Raw genomic sequence first — 15,239 nt, forward strand, 5'->3', positions numbered from 1 at the left:
CTATCGGAGGAGTCCCCATGACTACCACGCTGACCCGCCCGGGCGCCCTTGCGGCCTCGGGCCACCCGCTGGTCCGGCCCGACGCCGCCAAGCACCTCACCGATGAGCAGGTCGAGGAGCTCGGACGCGAGCTCGACGCCGTCCGCGACGAGATCCTCGCGAAGCGCGGCGCCACGGACGCGGCGTACATCCGCCGCATCATCCGCATCCAGCGCTCGCTCGAGTTCGCGGGCCGCGGCACGCTCCTGTTCGCCAAGCACAAGCCCGCCTTCTTCGCGGGTACGGCCATGCTGAGCGTCGCCAAGATCCTCGAGAACATGGAGATCGGCCACAACGTCCTGCACGGGCAGTGGGACTGGATGCGCGATCCGGACATCCACTCCACCACCTGGGAGTGGGACTTCGTGACCCCGGCGCGCTCCTGGCAGCACACGCACAACGACCTGCACCACCGCTGGACCAACGTCATCGGCAAGGACCGCGACATCGGGTACAACCTGCTGCGCATGGACCCGGACCAGCCGTGGAAGCCGTTCAACCTCGGCAACCCGGTGTACAACGCGATCCTCGCGCCGGTCTTCGAGTGGGGTATCGCCCTGTACGACCTCGAGATCCCCGAGTACAAGGAGGGCCTCAAGTCCAAGGAGGCCATGAACCGCGACCTCAAGGCCGTGGGCGTCAAGGTGGTCAAGCAGTTCTCGAAGGACTATGCCGCCACCCCCGCCGTCGCGATGCTCACGGGCTCCGGCAAGCAGGCGCTCTACGGCACGCTCCTCGCGAACGCCATCCGTAACTTCTGGGCGCACGCCATCATCTTCTGCGGCCACTTCCCCGACGGCACGGACACGTTCACCGAGGAGGAGGTGGACGGCGAGACGCGCGGCGACTGGTACGTGCGCCAGATGATCGGTTCGGCGAACATCTCGGGCTCCAAGTTCATGCACCTGATGTCCGGGAACCTGTCCCACCAGATCGAGCACCACTGCTTCCCGGACCTGCCGTCCAACCGGTACGCCGAGGTCGCGGTGAAGGTTCGCGAGATCTGCACGCGCTACAAGCTCCCCTACACCACGGGCCCCCTGCCGAAGCAGGTCGGCTCCACGTGGGCGAAGATCTTCAAGCTGGCCCTGCCGCCGCGCAAGGCCAAGACCGCCACGGCCTAGGCCTTCGGACGGAGCGCCGCTGCACCCTCTCCGGGAGCGGCGGCGCTTCTTCCATTCCCGCCGGACCCCCAAGGGGGGCGGCCGCCCCTCAGACGGGGGCGTCCTCCGCGAGGAGCGCGCCGACCTGCCCGAGGGCCTCGCGGACGCCCTCCTCCATGCCCATCGCGGCCATCTGCTCGAGTTGCTCCAGGGACTGGAACGCCGTGGTCATGGTCATCCGCGTGCGGCCTCCGAGGTCCTCGAGCGTCACGGTCGCCGTCGTCTCCCCCATGTCCGGCACGGGATCGCCGTTCTCGTCCGCGAAGCCGTCCACGAAGGCCAGCAGCCGGGGAGGCTCGACGGCGGTGATCCGCCACCAGCCCCGTGCCTTCTCGCCGTCCGGCCCGGTCATGACATAGGCGGCGCGGCCGCCCTCCTGGAACTCGTAGGTCTCGAAGGTCGCCGGCCAGGTGGGCGGCCCCCACCAGCGCTGGAGTTGTGTCCGGTCCGCCCAGATCTGCCAGACGCGGTCCACACCGGCGTCGAACTCCGCGACGAGCCTGAAGTGGAGGGACTCGACGTCCTTCTCCGTCCTGATGACAGCCATGATGATGCCTTCCTAGTCGTCCTGCTCCGCGTCCTCGGTGAGGATGTCCCCGATCCGGTCGACCCGTTGCCGCCAGATCGTCTCGTAGTCGTCGAGCAGGCGTCGGGCCCGCTGCACGCCGTCCACCCGTCCCCGCACGATCTGCTCCCGTCCCCGCTTCTCCTTGGTGACGAGCGACGCCCGTTCGAGGACGGCCACGTGTTTCTGCACCGCGGCGAAACTCATCTTGTACTGCTCGGCCAGCCGGGAGACCGAGTACTCGGCCACCAGCACGCGGGTCACGATGTCCCTCCGCGTCGCGTCGGCGAGCGCCTGGAACAGGCGGTCTACCCCGTCGTCGCTCCGCTGATCTACAACCATGTGGTTGTACGTTACGTATCCACGGGCCGTCCGTCAAGACCTTCCCCGCCGTGCCGTCGACGCACGGATCGATCAGCCCGCGGACGTGACACCGGTTATGGCACGCATCCGGGGAGCCTGCAAGACTGGCGCCATGACCCGTGGAATCTATGTGAGCGCCATGACCAACGGCTCCGGCAAGTCCCTGATCTCCCTGGGGCTGGCCGACATGCTGCACCGGCACGCGGACCGCGTGGGGTTCTTCCGGCCCATCGTCGAAGGCAGCGACCCCACGGCGGATCCCATGGTGCGCCTCATGCAGCGCGCCTTCGACCTCCCCGGGAGCCGCGCGCGAGGCGGCCTCACCCGCGCCGAGGCACGCGCCCTGCTCGTGACGGGTGACCGCGCCGAGATCGACGCCCGTTGCGTCGCCATCTACAGCGAGATCGCGGCCGAGTGCGACGTCGTGATCGTCGAGGGCACGGACCTCTCCGGGAACGACGCCGCCGTCGAGTTCGATCTCAACGCCCGCCTCGCCAACAACCTGGGCGCCATGGTGCTCGCCGTCGTCAGCGCGAAGGACATGTCCGTGGACGAGGCCGCCGACGCCGTGGACGTGGCCCGCCGGGAACTGGACGCCGCGAAGGTCTCGCTGCTCGCCATGATGGTGAACCGGGCCGCGGACGACGCCGTCACCTCCATCAGCGAGCACGTGCGGCCGGGCCGCTCGGGCCGGCCCGTGTACGTGATCCCCGAACTCAGCGAGATCTCGCAGCCCACCGTCTCCGAGGTGTCCGCCGAGCTCGGCGCCCGGCAGATCGCCGGTAACTCGAACCTGGAGCGGGACGTCACGAGCGTGCGCGTCGCCGCGATGAACGTCGGCAACTTCCTGCACCTGCTCACGGACGGCGCACTGGTGATCGTGCCCGGCGACCGCGCGGACGTGCTGGTGGCCACGCTGGCGTCGTCGTTCTCGCCCGAGTTCCCCGTGCCGTCCGCCATGGTCCTGACCGGCGGTCTCGCACCCGACCCGAACATCCTCGCTCTGCTCGCCCAGGCGCCCTTCCCCGTGTTCGCGCTCGACGACGACACCTACACCGTGGCCCGGCGCGTCAGCGAGGTGCGCGGGGAGATCGCCAGTGGACTGCGTCGCAAGGCCGCCGCCGCACTCGGCGCCTGGTCGCGGCAGGTCGACGAGAACGAGCTGCTCGAGCGCCTCGAACTCCCCCGGCCGGTGAGCATGACGCCGCTGCGTTTCCTGCACGAGTTGATCCAGCGGGCCCGGGCCGAGCGCAAGCACATCGTGCTGCCGGAGGGTGAGGACGTCCGCGTGCTGAAGGCCGCGGAGATCCTCCGCCGGCGCGACGTCTGTGACCTGACGATCCTCGGTCCCGAGTCGAAGGTCCGTGAACTGGCGTCTGGTCAGGGCATCGATCTCACCGGCATCACGCTCGTGGACCCCTCTACGTCCGAGCTCCGCGACGAGTTCGCGGAGGAGTACGCGCGGCTGCGCGCCCACAAGAACGTCTCGCTCGATCAGGCCCGCGAAAGGATGCTCGAAGGAGCATACTTCGGCACCATGATGGTGCAGCTCGGGAAGGTCGACGGCATGGTGTCCGGGGCCGCCCACACCACGGCGAACACCATCCGGCCGGCGCTGGAGTTCGTGAAGACCAAGGACGGCGTGAAGATCGTCTCCTCGGTGTTCCTCATGCTGCTGCAGGACCGCGTACTGGTGTACGGCGACTGCGCGGTGAATCCCGAGCCCAACGAGGAGCAGCTCGCGGACATCGCGGTGGCATCGGCGGAGACGGCGGAGCAGTTCGGCGTGCAGCCCCGCGTCGCAATGCTTTCGTACTCCACCGGTGAGTCCGGCCACGGCGGCGCGGTGGACGAGGTCCGCCGGGCCACGGAGCTGGTCCGGAAGCAGCGCCCGGATCTCGCCGTCGAGGGCCCCATCCAGTACGACGCCGCCGTCGACGCCTCGGTCGCGGCCTCCAAGCTGCCCGGGTCCACCGTGGCGGGCCAGGCGACGGTCTTCATCTTCCCCGACCTCAACACCGGCAACAACACGTACAAGGCCGTGCAGCAGTCGGCCGGGGCGGTCGCCGTCGGGCCCGTCCTCCAGGGCCTCCGTAAGCCCGTCAACGACCTCTCGCGCGGCTGCACCGTGGAGGACATCGTGAACACGGTGGCCATCACCGCCGTGCAGGCGCAGCAGCCCGCCGCCTCCTGACGCCCCACCTCCCATCCCTCTACCGGACAGGACCCCATGATCATCCTCGTCATCAACTCCGGCTCGTCCTCGCTCAAGTACCAGGTGCGCGAGGGCCACGACGTCCTGGCGGAAGGCCTCGTGGAACGCATCGGCGAGGCCGAGGTCCCCGACCACACCGCCGCCCTGGACCGCGTGGACCGCGACGTCGCCGCCGCGCTCGGCGACCGCGGCATCGACGCCGTCGGGCACCGCGTGGTGCACGGCGGGGAGCGCTTCAGCGAACCCGTGCTGATCGACGACGAGATCACGGGCGCCATCGAGGGGCTCAACCCGCTCGCGCCCCTGCACAACCCCGCGGCGGTCACGGGGATCCGGGCCATCTCCGCGAAGTGGCCCCGGATGCCGCAGGTCGCCGTCTTCGACACCGCGTTCCACCGCACCCTGCCCGAGCATGCCTGGCGCTACGCCGTTCCGGACGAGCTGTACCGGAAGCACGGCATCCGCCGCTACGGTTTCCACGGCACGTCCCACGCCTACGTGGCCCGGGGCGCCGCCGAACTCCTCGGCACGGACAGCTTCACCGGGGTCATCGCGCACCTCGGTAACGGTGCCTCCGTGACGGCGGTGCGCGACGGCGCGAGCATCGACACCTCCATGGGGTTCACGCCTCTCGAGGGACTGGTCATGGGAACGCGCTCGGGGGACATCGACCCGTCGATCCTCCTGTTCCTGCTCCGCGAGGGGTACACGGAGAAGGATCTGGACACGCTCCTGAACCGGAACAGCGGGCTGAAGGGCCTCACCGGGACCAATGACATGCGGTCGGTCTCCGAGGCCGCGGAGGCCGGGGACGAGCGCGCGACGCTCGCCTTCGAGGTGGCCTCCTACCGGCTGGCGAAGTACGTCGGCGGCTACCACGTGGCGGTGGGCGGAGCGCAGGCACTGGTGTTCACCGCGGGCATCGGCGAGAACGCACCGGACTTCCGCACCGCGGTCGTCTCGAAGCTCGGTGCCCTGGGACTCGAGCTCGACGAGACCTTCAACGCGGAGCGCAGCAAGCAGGCTCGCGTGATCAGCACGTCCGCCTCGGCCTTCCCCGTCCTCGTGGTGCCGACGAACGAGGAGGCGGCGATCGCGGAGGCGACAGCCGCCGTCGTCCGGGACGTTTAGCACCACCAAGGACGGGCCGCAAGAGGTCCGCGAATGTTCATTCGTCCTACCTTGCGTCCGGGAGGAACGCCTTCCTAGGGTTGTCCCGTGCTGGTGCCACAAGCACGTCCAAGGGCCCGCCCGGGCCATCGACCCTTCCCCCTCGACCCCCAGGACATCTCCATGAAGAACTCCCTCCTCGGCCGCGTCGTCGCGGCCCTCGGTCTGACAGCCGCCCTGGCCACCGGCACGGTGGTCGCCACGGAGCAGCCGGCACAGGCCGCCTGCACCGACATCGACATCTCCTTCGCGCGCGGATCCGGTGAGCCCCAGGGCCTCGGCATCGTCGGACGGCCCCTCGTGAGCGAACTGACCAGCCAGCTCTCGGGCTACACGGTCAGCAGCTACGCCGTGGTCTACGGCGCGAACCTCTCCCAGACGAGCGCGGGCGCCGGCTCCACCGACCTCGTCAACCACATCACCAGCGTCGCCGCGGCGTGCCCCAACACCCGCTTCGTGCTCGGCGGGTACTCCCAGGGCGCCACCGTCGTGGACAAGGCGCTCGGTATCCGCACCTCCACCGGCGGCACTGGATCGGTGATCCCCGCCGCCCTCGCGGACCGCATCTCGGCGATCACGGTCTTCGGTAACCCGCTGGGCCTGCAGGGCGGCGCGACGATCGCCTCGTCCAGCACCACCTACGGCGCCCGCTCGGCCGATTACTGCGGCACCTCGGACACCGTGTGCGGCAGCCAGCCGAAGAACGTCAGCGGTGGCCACACCAGCTACCCGAGCAACGGCTCCATCGCGACTGCGGCTCAGTTCGCCGCCAACCTGGTCCGCACCGGTACGCCCCCGACCACTCCCCCGACGACCCCACCGACGACCCCGCCCACCACACCCACCGGCACCTGCGTGCGTGACGACACCGCAGACCACGTCGATGCCGGCCGGGCCCGCGACATCTTCAACCGCGCCTACGCCGTCGGCTCGCGCGACTCCCTCGGCTACACCAGCCGCTTCAACGTCGTGTCCCTCCGCGAGACCGCGCCCGGCACCTGGTCACTGGTCAGCGCCTGCTGATCCCTCCGCACGGTAGGCGGCTCCGCGGCTGACACGGCTGCGGAGCCGCCGCCCGGCACACTGGTTCCATGACGATCGTGCGCATGGCCCTCCTGTTCGTCCTGGCCGCGGGTGCCGAGATCGGCGGTGCGTGGCTCATCTGGCAGGCGGTCCGTGAGGGCAGGCCGTGGTGGTGGGCCGGGCTGGGCATCATGGCCCTCGGCGCCTACGGCTTCGTGGCGACGCTCCAGCCGGACGCCAACTTCGGCCGCATCCTGGCGGCGTACGGCGGCGTCTTCGTGGCCGGATCTCTGGCCTGGGGCATGCTCGTCGACGGCTTCCGCCCGGACCGCTGGGACGTCATCGGCTCGGCGGTCTGCCTGGTCGGCGTCGCACTGATCATGTTCGTCCCCCGCCCGGCCGTCTGAGCGGTCGCAGCGGACCGCCTATCGCGTCAGATCCCGGGTGAACTCACTGAGGATCGCCCCGAAGAAGTCACATGACGAATCCTCATCACAGTGGATCCGCTCGTTCCCGTCGTAGACCGCTTCGAAACCCCGGGTCTCGGGGTAGGAGACCGGGTCCCTCTCATCACGGTCCTCGTAGTGACTCGTCACCGTCAGCCGGTGCAGCGCGCGTCGCGGAAGGACGGTGACCTCCGGATCGTCCTCGATGTATCCCGCGAGCCGCGCACGAAGGACGAGAGCAGGCGTCACGACGAGGAGCTGGGTGCCGAGCTCGGATCGTGCGGGGCTGGTCACCACGGCGTGGAGCACGTCCTCGCCACGTGCGCAGGCGACCACCAGATCGAGGGTTCGCTCCAGCGCCACCAGAATCGACGGGTGATTCTCCAGACAGCGGCGCTCGTTCTCCGCCTCGGCGACCTGTTCGGCCCATGCAGCGTTGCTCGCCAGCGCCAGCATCCGGATCTTCTCCGATGCTGCGTTCTCGTCGGTCGTCTGCACGGTGCCCCCTCGTCGTCCTGATGATGAGGGGTACTGCATCACGTGCCCATGACATTCTCCTGCCGGCCTGTCCTGATGTCCCCACCGAGGCGTCCTCCCACGTGATCAGCCCGTCCCCCCGAAATGCACCGTCCCCCCATGCGATGGACCGGTCGAACGGGAGGAGCAGTGGGGGAACAGGGCTCGGCCCTACGCGGCCCCGAGCAATCTCGCCACACCGGCCGCGATCGCCCCGACCGCGACCACCACGAGGAACGGCGCCCGCAGCCAGAGCGCGACGGCGGCCGCCAGCAGGGCCACGACCCTCGCGTCCACGACCAGCGCCTGACCCGAGGCGAACGTGTTCGTCGCCGTCAGCGCGGCCAGGAGCCCGATGGTGAGCGACCCGGCCACCCGCAGCATCCGCGGGTTGTCCAACAGCTTCGCGGGGACCAGGAAGCCGAGGAACTTCGTCGCGATCGAGAGGGCGCACGCCAGCAGGATCCAGCCCCAGAGGTTCATGCGTTCCCCGCCCTCTCGCCAGGGCCACGCCCGTGACCGTCGTCGGGACGGTCGTACGAATTCACCGGACGAGCACCGCCGCCGGGCCCGGACTCCTCGGAGCCACGTCCAGCACCGTAGGAGGACCCCGGCGGGTACGGCTCGACGTCGGGCTCGAGCCCTTCGGTCGCCGGCCCCAGGCCGGACAGCCCGAGACCGGCGGCGACCACCGCGGCCACGAGGATCGGGACGCCGGGTGGCACGAACGGAACGGCGATGAGCGTGACCACCGCGCAGACGACGGCGATCGCCGCCGGCTCCCGTGCGCGGATGCGTGGCCACAGCAGGCCGAGGAAGGCCGCGACGGCGGCGCCGTCCAGCCCGAACCGGGCCGGATCGCCCAGCGCGTTGCCCGCGAGCGCTCCCACGAGGGTGAAGAGGTTCCACAGGACGAAGACGCCGATGCCGGCGGCCCAGAACCCACGGCGTTGCTCGTCAGGGTCGGCCTGGCCGGTCGCCGTCGCCACGGACTCGTCGATGGTGAGGTGCGCCATGGGCAGCGTCAACCGCCGCGACGGCCGGAGCAGCACGTTGATCTGCATCCCGTAGACACCGTTGCGGATGCCGAGCAGGGCAGCGGCCGATATCGCCGAGAAACCACTCCCGCCACCGGCCACAACCCCGATGAACGCGAACTGGGAACCACCGCTGAAGAGCAGGAGGCTGAGCGCCATGGTCTGGAGGAGGTCGAGGCCCGCGGCCACCGACAGAGCGCCGAAGGACAGCCCGTAGAGACCGGTGGCGACGGCGACCGAGAGGGCCACGCGGACGGCCGGGGACTGGAGCAAGCGCACCCGACAAGGCTAGGCGACCCCGGCGCACCGGCTTCCTATTCCTGCGCCGGAGGTGCAGAGTAGGAAAGGAAAGCCTACTTACTACCGCGAGGAGCACCCATGAAGGCAGTGACATGGCAAGGCAAGCGCAACGTCAGCGTCGAGACCGTCCCTGATCCCACCATCCAGGAGCCCACCGATGCGATCGTCCGCATCACCTCGACGGCCATCTGCGGCTCCGACCTCCATCTCTACGAGGTCCTCGGCCCCTACATGCACAAGGGCGACATCCTCGGGCACGAGCCCATGGGGATCGTCGAGGAGGTCGGGGCGGGAGTGACGAACCTCAAGGTCGGCGACCGCGTCGTCGTCCCCTTCAACATCTCCTGCGGCCACTGCTACATGTGCAAGCGCGGCCTGCAGTCCCAGTGCGAGACGACGCAGGTCCACTCGGCGGGCTCCGGCTGCGCCATCTACGGGTACTCGGAGCTGTACGGCTCGGTGCCGGGCGGCCAGGCCGAGTTCCTGCGCGTGCCCTTCGCCGACTACGGTCCGGTGAAGGTCGGCTCCGACCTGCCGGACGAGCGGTACCTCTACCTCTCCGACATCCTCCCGACGGCCTGGCAGGGCGTGCAGTACGCGGACGTGCCGAAGGACGGCGTGCTCGCGGTCTACGGTCTCGGGCCGGTCGGCCAGTTCGCCGCCCGCATCGGGAAGTACCTCGGCCACCGCGTCATCGGCGTCGAACCGGTCGCCGAGCGCCGTGACATGGCCAAGCGCCACGGCATCGAGACCGTCGACTTCACGAAGGACACCGCCGAGGAGCTCAGGAGCATGACCAACGGGCGCGGCCCGGACTCGATCGTGGACGCCGCCGGCATGGAGGCGCACGGCTCCCCCGTCGGCGCGTTCGCGCAGCACGCCGTGGGGATCCTGCCGGACAAGCTGGCCCAGAAGGTCATGGAGACCGGTGGCACGGACCGCCTCTCGGCGCTGCACTCCGCGATCGACGCCGTCCGCCGCGGCGGCACGGTCTCGCTGAGCGGTGTCTACGGCGGCACCGCCAGCCCCATGCCGCTGCTGAACATGTTCGACAAGCAGCTCCAGTTCCGCATGGGCCAGTGCAACGTGCGGCGCTGGACGGACGAGCTCCTCCCGATCGTCGAGGAGCCCTCGGATCCGCTGGGCGTCACGGACCTCATGACCCACGAGGTCTCGATCGACGAGGCGCCGGCCGCGTACAAGAACTTCCAGAAGAAGACGGACGGCACCATCAAGGTGGTCCTGAAGCCCCAGGGCGTCACCGCCTAGGACGCCTGCGGACAGCACGGGAGCCCGGCAGGCCCCCGGACACCGCGGAACGACGGCGGGAGCCCGGCCACGCCGGGCTCCCGCCGTCGTCGGCGCGGGTCGCGGACGGCTGCGGTCAGTCGCGCCCGATCGATGCGTGGGCGTCGATTCTGCCCTGCGCCATCTGCAGGGCGTCCGCCGCGCGGACGAGTGAGAGGTGGGAGAACGCCTGCGGGTAGTTGCCTGCCATCCTGCCCTCGGCGGCGTCGTACTCCTCCGAGAGCAGGCCCAGCTCGTTGCTGTAGCCCACCAGCTGGTCCATGAGGCGCCTCGCGTCCTCCACCCGGCCGGTCTCGGCGTACTGTCCCACGAGCCAGAAGGAGCAGGCGAGGAACGGGTGCTCGCCCGGCTCGAGGCCGTCGTCGGAGTTCCCGGTCCGGTAGCGCAGCAGCAGCCCCTGAGGGTCCAGGAGGTCGTGCTCGATCCGCGCCACGGTGCCGAGCATCATGGGGTCGTCGAAGGCCAGGAAACCGACCTGCGGGAGTTGCAGGAGGGAGGCGTCCATCTCAGTGCCGCCGTAGGTCTGGGTGAAGGCCCGCAACTCGTGGTTGTAGCCACGCTCCAGGATCTCCTCCCGCAGGCGGTCGCGGATGGCGGTCCAGTGCTCGAGCGGTCCGCTCAGGCCGTGGTCCCGTACGGCACGCACGGCGCAGTCGAAGGCCGCCCACATCATGACGCGCGAGTGGGTGAAGTACTGCTGCTCGCCGCGCATCTCCCAGATCCCGTGGTCGCGGTCGTCCAGGTGGTTCTCCGCGAACCCGAGCAGTGCGCGCTGGAGCGGCCAGGAGAAGTTGTCCTCGGTGACGCCGTGCCCGCGCAGTTTCTCGAGCGCCACCATCACCTCGCCCACCACGTCGGCCTGGTACTGGTCCACCGCACCGTTGCCCACGCGGACGGGTACGGAGTCCGCATAGCCGGGCAGGTGCGGCAGCTCGCGTTCGGGCAGCTGGCGCTCGCCCGCCAGCCCGTACATGATCTGCAGGTCCTCGGGGTCGCCGGCCACCGCGCGCAGGAGCCAGCTACGCCAGTTCAGGGCCTCGTCCGCGAAGCCGTGGGTCATCATGGCCTCGAGCGTCAGCGCGGCGTCGCGCAGCCACACGAAGCGGTAGTCCCAGTTCCGTCCTCCGCCGAACTGCTCGGGGAGCGAGGTGGTGGGCGCCGCGACGATCCCGCCTGTGTCCTCGTGCGTCAGCGCCCTCAGGACCAGCAGCGAGCGCTCCACGGCCTCCGCGTACTCGCCGTCGTTCAGGCAGCTCGCGGCCCAGGCGCGCCAGTAACTGATGGTCGTATCCAGGGCCTCGTCGATGTCGAGGGGCTCCGGGGCCTCCCTGTGCGAGGGGAACCACACCATCTCGAGGTCGACGACGTCCCCGGCGGACACCGTGAACACTCCCTCGTGGCGGTGGTCGGTGGGCCGCAGGCGTGGCCCACGGAGCACCAACGCGTTGGGTCCCGCGATGGCCAGGAGGGCCGGGACGCCGTCGGACGTGTCCTGGCTGACCCACGGGACGATCTCCCCGTACCCGAACCTGATCTCCAACTCCTGCCGCATGGTCACGGTGCCGCTGAGGCCCTGGATGCGCCGCACCACGTTCGCCCGGCGGTCCGTCACGGGCATGAAGTCGGTGACCAGCACCTCGCCGTCGGCCGTGCGCCAGCGCGTCTGCAGCACGAAGGTGGAGCGGATGTAGCTGCGCTCCACCACCTCCGCGCCGGCGGACGACGGCGTCAGGAGCCAGCGCCCGTGCTCCTCCGTGCCGAGCAGCGCGGCGAACACCGATTCGGAGTCGAACCGCGGGAAGCAGAGCCAGTCCACGCTGCCCTCACGGGAGATCAGGGCGCCGGTGTGGAGGTCGGAGACGAGCGCGTAGTCCTCGATGGGGGATTGCATCGTTCCACTCAACCACAGCGGCCCCGCGCGCGCCGAGTGCATCCGGGCGCCACCGGGGCTCAGCCCGGCTCTACCCGGCGTGCTCCTCCTCGGCGAAGGCCAGGCGGATGCGCGCTGGGTAGTCCGTGGTCAGCTCCTGCACCCCGAGATCCGCGAGGAAGCGGGCGTCCTCGACCGTGTTCACCGTCCAGACACGGAGCCGGGCGCCGTCGTGCAGCCACCGCCGTAACCGGTCCGGATGCGCGCGGGCGTACTGGATGCCCGGGCCCGCCATGCCCACCTGCTGCCGGTCGATCAGCTCCTCGCCCTCCCTCAACGCCCTGCGGAGCACGTTGATCAGCGCGCCCTCGGCGATGGACCCGAAGCTGAGCGCATCGCGCACCTCCTGCGGCTCGACGTCGGCCACGAGTTGGCAGAGGACGTGGTGCGGCGCGATCTCCCCGAGATGCCGCATCGAGTCGGGGTTGAAGCTCATGAAGCTGATCTCCACCCGGCCGAGCATCGAGGACTCCGGGTCCCACCCCTCGTCGAGCAGGAAGGCGATCAGGGCGTCCTCGAGCCGGAGGCCGAACGGGCTGGGGTGCTTGAGCTCGATCGCGAGCTTGACGGGGCGTCCGGCACCGCGGATCAGGACCAGCAGATCGCCGAGTGTCAGGAGCTGCTCGGAGGGGCTGCCGTACTCCGCCGGGATGGTGGCGCCCTTCCACGAGCAGACGTCGAGCGCACGTAGCTCGGAGAGCATCCTGTCCGCGACGTCGCCCGTGCCGCTCGTGGTGCGGTCCAGCGTGGTGTCGTGGATGCACACGAGCTCGCCGTCCCGCGTCAGGTGGACGTCGCACTCCACACCGTCGGCGCCGTCGGCGAGCGCCTGCAGGTAGGCGGCGCGGGTGTGCTCCGCGTAGGTTCCGCTGCTGCCGCGGTGGGCGAAGATGACCGGCGTCATGGCGTTTCCCTTCACGAGTGGCCTTCGGGGGATGGTCGGGGCGAGGGCCCGGTTATCACCGTACGCGAGCGTCCGGTGCGGCCACATCAGCCCGACGACGGCGGCAGGCCTCCCCGCGTGCCTCGCTAGACTCGGACGGTGGACGCTCAGATGACAGACCCGGACGTGGAACGGGCGGCCGCCCTCCGCCGCATGAAGGGTCTCGCCACCGGGCTGCTGGTGCTCATGGCGGTGATCTTCGTGGTGGCCTTCGCCCTGCAGGACACCTACCCGTGGCTCGAGTACGTCCGCGCGGCCGCCGAGGGCGGCATGGTCGGCGCGCTCGCGGACTGGTTCGCGGTCACGGCCCTCTTCAAGCACCCCATGGGGCTGAAGATCCCCCACACCGCGATCATCCCGCGGAAGAAGGACCAGATCGGCGAGTCCCTCGGCCAGTTCGTCGAGGAGAACTTCCTGTCCGAGGACGTGGTGCGAGCCAAGCTCGACTCCGCCCGGATAGCCCAGAAGGTGGGTGCCTGGCTGGAGAAGCCGGAGAGCGCAGACCGCGTGGCAGCCGAGGGCGCGGCGGTGATCCGCGGCCTGTTCACGGTGCTCGACGACGACGCCGTGCAGGGGGTCATCGAATCGATGGTGCGCAAGTACCTCCTCGAGCCGCCGTGGGGACCACCGATCGGCAGCATCGCCGAGCGCGTGTTCGCCGACGGGCACCACCACCGCCTCGTGGACCTCCTCGTGGACCGGGCCGGCGACTGGGTGGACGCCAACTACTCGGTGGTGACGCGGGTCGTCGCGCAGCGCTCCCCCACCTGGGTGCCGCGGCTGGTCGACGGCGTGGTGGGCGACCGCGTCCACGCGGAACTCTCGAAGTTCATCCGGGCCGTGCAGGACGATCCCCGGCACGACGTCCGCATCGCGATCGACACCTACCTCCGCGACCTCGCCCAGGACCTGCAGCACAAGCCCGAGACCATCGCGAAGGCGGAGGAGATCAAGGGCCAGCTCCTCGATGATCCGCGGGTCATCGACCTGACCGCGCGCACCTGGGCCACGATCAAGGCGGCCCTGCTCGATGCCGTCAACGACCCCGACAGCGAGCTGACGTCGAACTTCAAGGCCGCCGTCCGGGACATCGGCTCACGCCTCACCACCGACGTCGAACTGGCCGGGAAGGTGAACCGCTGGATCGCCGACGCCGCGTCCTACGCCGTCCGCACCTACCGCAGTGAGATCGCCGGGGTCATCTCCGAGACGGTGGAGCGGTGGGACGCCGAGGAGACCTCCCGCAAGATCGAGCTGCAGGTGGGCAAGGACCTGCAGTTCATCCGCATCAACGGCACCGTGGTGGGCTCGCTCGCGGGCCTCGTGATCTTCACGGTCGCGAACGCCGTCTTCGGGTAGGCAAGTACCGGCGTCATGCCGGCCGCTCCCTACCGGAGTCAGGAGCCGTGCTGCCCGGTCGTCTTCCCCGGCAGCTGCAGCGCCTCCGCGAGCTGACCCGGGATGGTCTGCGGCAGGGGTCCGAAGGCCTCGCGGGTGGCCCGGATGACAGCCTTGCCCATGAGGTGGTTGCCGGTCCCGCCGATCACGGCGCCCGCGCCGAACGGCAGCGCACGCCCGAGCATGAAGCCTCCCTGCTTCGCGAGGAACCTCTTCAGGAAGCGGCGCTGGATGGAGCCGGAGATGCTCTTCACGAGGGATGCCGGCGCCGCCTTGTTCACCAGCTGGCCCCAGTACTGCGGGGCTCCCTGGCCTGCGGACGCACCGAGGATGGACCGCATGAGCGCCGTGCCCTCCTCACCCATGAGGATCGCCATCACCATGGCCCGCGAACGCTCCGGCTCCGAGGTGTTGATGCCGTGCAGTTCCGCGATGGACTCGGCGTACAGTGCGGTCGCCTCGAGGAAGCCCACCGTCGCTGCGGCGGAGAGCCCCAGCGACGCGACCGTCCCGACCGCCGGCACGGCCGCGGTGGCACCGACGGCGGCACCTGCTGCCGTCGTCGCCCGCAGGTAGTCACGCTCGAGGAGACGGGCGAGCTCCGCCGGGGACGCCTTCGGGTTGCGGCGCCGCAGGCGGGCGAGGTTGGAGAGGATGAAGGGCCGCTGCACGTCAAGGGCGCGCTCGATCCCCCGCAGGATGGCCGGCTTCGGGTTGCCGTCCCTGTCGAACAACGTTCCGTTCGCGGCCTTGACTGCCGGATTCTCCTTGTGACGGCCGAACATGGTGGTCCTCTCGCAGATCCTGGGGCACGGGCAAAAGC

15 protein-coding genes are annotated in these 15,239 nt (G+C 69.9%); 7 read left to right on the forward strand and 8 right to left on the reverse strand.

Features of this window, described 5'->3' with window-relative positions:
- Nucleotides 1-17: 17 nt before the first annotated feature.
- Entirely contained in the window at nt 18-1,163 is a 1,146-nt protein-coding gene (locus tag AC4D12_RS09805; protein WP_490949740.1) for a fatty acid desaturase family protein, read from the forward strand.
- Nucleotides 1,164-1,251: 88 nt separating this feature from the next.
- On the opposite strand, the gene AC4D12_RS09810 is transcribed toward AC4D12_RS09805, so the two are convergent.
- Nucleotides 1,252-1,749 (reverse strand): SRPBCC family protein, encoded by a 498-nt coding sequence (locus AC4D12_RS09810; protein WP_490949741.1) that lies wholly within the window; start codon nt 1,747-1,749, stop codon nt 1,252-1,254.
- Nucleotides 1,750-1,761: 12 nt separating this feature from the next.
- Nucleotides 1,762-2,109 (reverse strand): ArsR/SmtB family transcription factor, encoded by a 348-nt coding sequence (locus tag AC4D12_RS09815; RefSeq protein WP_490949742.1) that lies wholly within the window; start codon nt 2,107-2,109, stop codon nt 1,762-1,764.
- Nucleotides 2,110-2,242: 133 nt separating this feature from the next.
- On the opposite strand from AC4D12_RS09815, the gene pta reads away from it, so the two are divergent.
- The 4 genes from pta to AC4D12_RS09835 all read left to right on the forward strand — a co-directional run bounded on the left by pta (nt 2,243) and on the right by AC4D12_RS09835 (nt 6,945).
- Entirely contained in the window at nt 2,243-4,324 is a 2,082-nt protein-coding gene (gene pta, locus AC4D12_RS09820) for a phosphate acetyltransferase (protein ID WP_490949743.1), read from the forward strand.
- 36 nt (nt 4,325-4,360) lie between these two features.
- Nucleotides 4,361-5,476, forward strand: a complete 1,116-nt coding sequence (locus tag AC4D12_RS09825) for an acetate/propionate family kinase (protein ID WP_490949744.1) — start codon at nt 4,361-4,363, stop codon at nt 5,474-5,476.
- Nucleotides 5,477-5,638: 162 nt separating this feature from the next.
- Nucleotides 5,639-6,538: a cutinase family protein gene (locus AC4D12_RS09830; RefSeq protein WP_490949745.1), complete on the forward strand. Its 900-nt coding sequence runs from the start codon at nt 5,639-5,641 to the stop codon at nt 6,536-6,538.
- Nucleotides 6,539-6,606: 68 nt separating this feature from the next.
- Nucleotides 6,607-6,945 (forward strand): YnfA family protein, encoded by a 339-nt coding sequence (locus AC4D12_RS09835; protein WP_490949746.1) that lies wholly within the window; start codon nt 6,607-6,609, stop codon nt 6,943-6,945.
- Nucleotides 6,946-6,963: 18 nt separating this feature from the next.
- Here the strand turns inward: AC4D12_RS09835 and AC4D12_RS09840 are convergent, their stop codons facing one another.
- From AC4D12_RS09840 to AC4D12_RS09850, 3 genes are all read right to left on the reverse strand, one after another.
- Entirely contained in the window at nt 6,964-7,482 is a 519-nt protein-coding gene (locus AC4D12_RS09840; protein ID WP_490949747.1) for a hypothetical protein, read from the reverse strand.
- Nucleotides 7,483-7,671: 189 nt separating this feature from the next.
- Nucleotides 7,672-7,983: an AzlD domain-containing protein gene (locus AC4D12_RS09845; protein WP_490949748.1), complete on the reverse strand. Its 312-nt coding sequence runs from the start codon at nt 7,981-7,983 to the stop codon at nt 7,672-7,674.
- Nucleotides 7,980-8,816, reverse strand: coding sequence for an AzlC family ABC transporter permease (locus tag AC4D12_RS09850; RefSeq protein ID WP_490949749.1), 837 nt, complete (start codon nt 8,814-8,816; stop codon nt 7,980-7,982). The genes AC4D12_RS09845 and AC4D12_RS09850 overlap by 4 nt, the downstream gene beginning before the upstream one ends.
- A 99-nt stretch (nt 8,817-8,915) precedes the next feature.
- Between AC4D12_RS09850 and AC4D12_RS09855 the strand changes: the two genes are divergently transcribed.
- Nucleotides 8,916-10,106: a zinc-dependent alcohol dehydrogenase gene (locus tag AC4D12_RS09855; RefSeq protein WP_490949750.1), complete on the forward strand. Its 1,191-nt coding sequence runs from the start codon at nt 8,916-8,918 to the stop codon at nt 10,104-10,106.
- 115 nt (nt 10,107-10,221) lie between these two features.
- On the opposite strand, the gene AC4D12_RS09860 is transcribed toward AC4D12_RS09855, so the two are convergent.
- Together AC4D12_RS09860 and AC4D12_RS09865 are read right to left on the reverse strand one after the other, a co-directional pair.
- Nucleotides 10,222-12,078: a glycoside hydrolase family 15 protein gene (locus tag AC4D12_RS09860; RefSeq protein ID WP_490949751.1), complete on the reverse strand. Its 1,857-nt coding sequence runs from the start codon at nt 12,076-12,078 to the stop codon at nt 10,222-10,224.
- A gap of 28 nt (nt 12,079-12,106) precedes the next feature.
- On the reverse strand, nt 12,107-12,979 hold the full coding sequence (locus tag AC4D12_RS09865) for a glycerophosphodiester phosphodiesterase (protein WP_490949752.1): 873 nt from the start codon (nt 12,977-12,979) through the stop codon (nt 12,107-12,109).
- Nucleotides 12,980-13,129: 150 nt separating this feature from the next.
- Between AC4D12_RS09865 and AC4D12_RS09870 the strand changes: the two genes are divergently transcribed.
- Nucleotides 13,130-14,377, forward strand: a complete 1,248-nt coding sequence (locus AC4D12_RS09870) for a DUF445 domain-containing protein (RefSeq protein ID WP_490950120.1) — start codon at nt 13,130-13,132, stop codon at nt 14,375-14,377.
- A gap of 38 nt (nt 14,378-14,415) precedes the next feature.
- Here AC4D12_RS09870 and AC4D12_RS09875 read toward each other — a convergent pair whose 3' ends face one another.
- A complete protein-coding gene (locus AC4D12_RS09875; RefSeq protein ID WP_490949753.1) occupies nt 14,416-15,201 on the reverse strand; it encodes a hypothetical protein in 786 nt (261 codons plus the stop codon).
- Nucleotides 15,202-15,239: the final 38 nt, after the last annotated feature.

It is taken from the genome of Arthrobacter sp. TJ-266, from assembly GCF_058269115.1.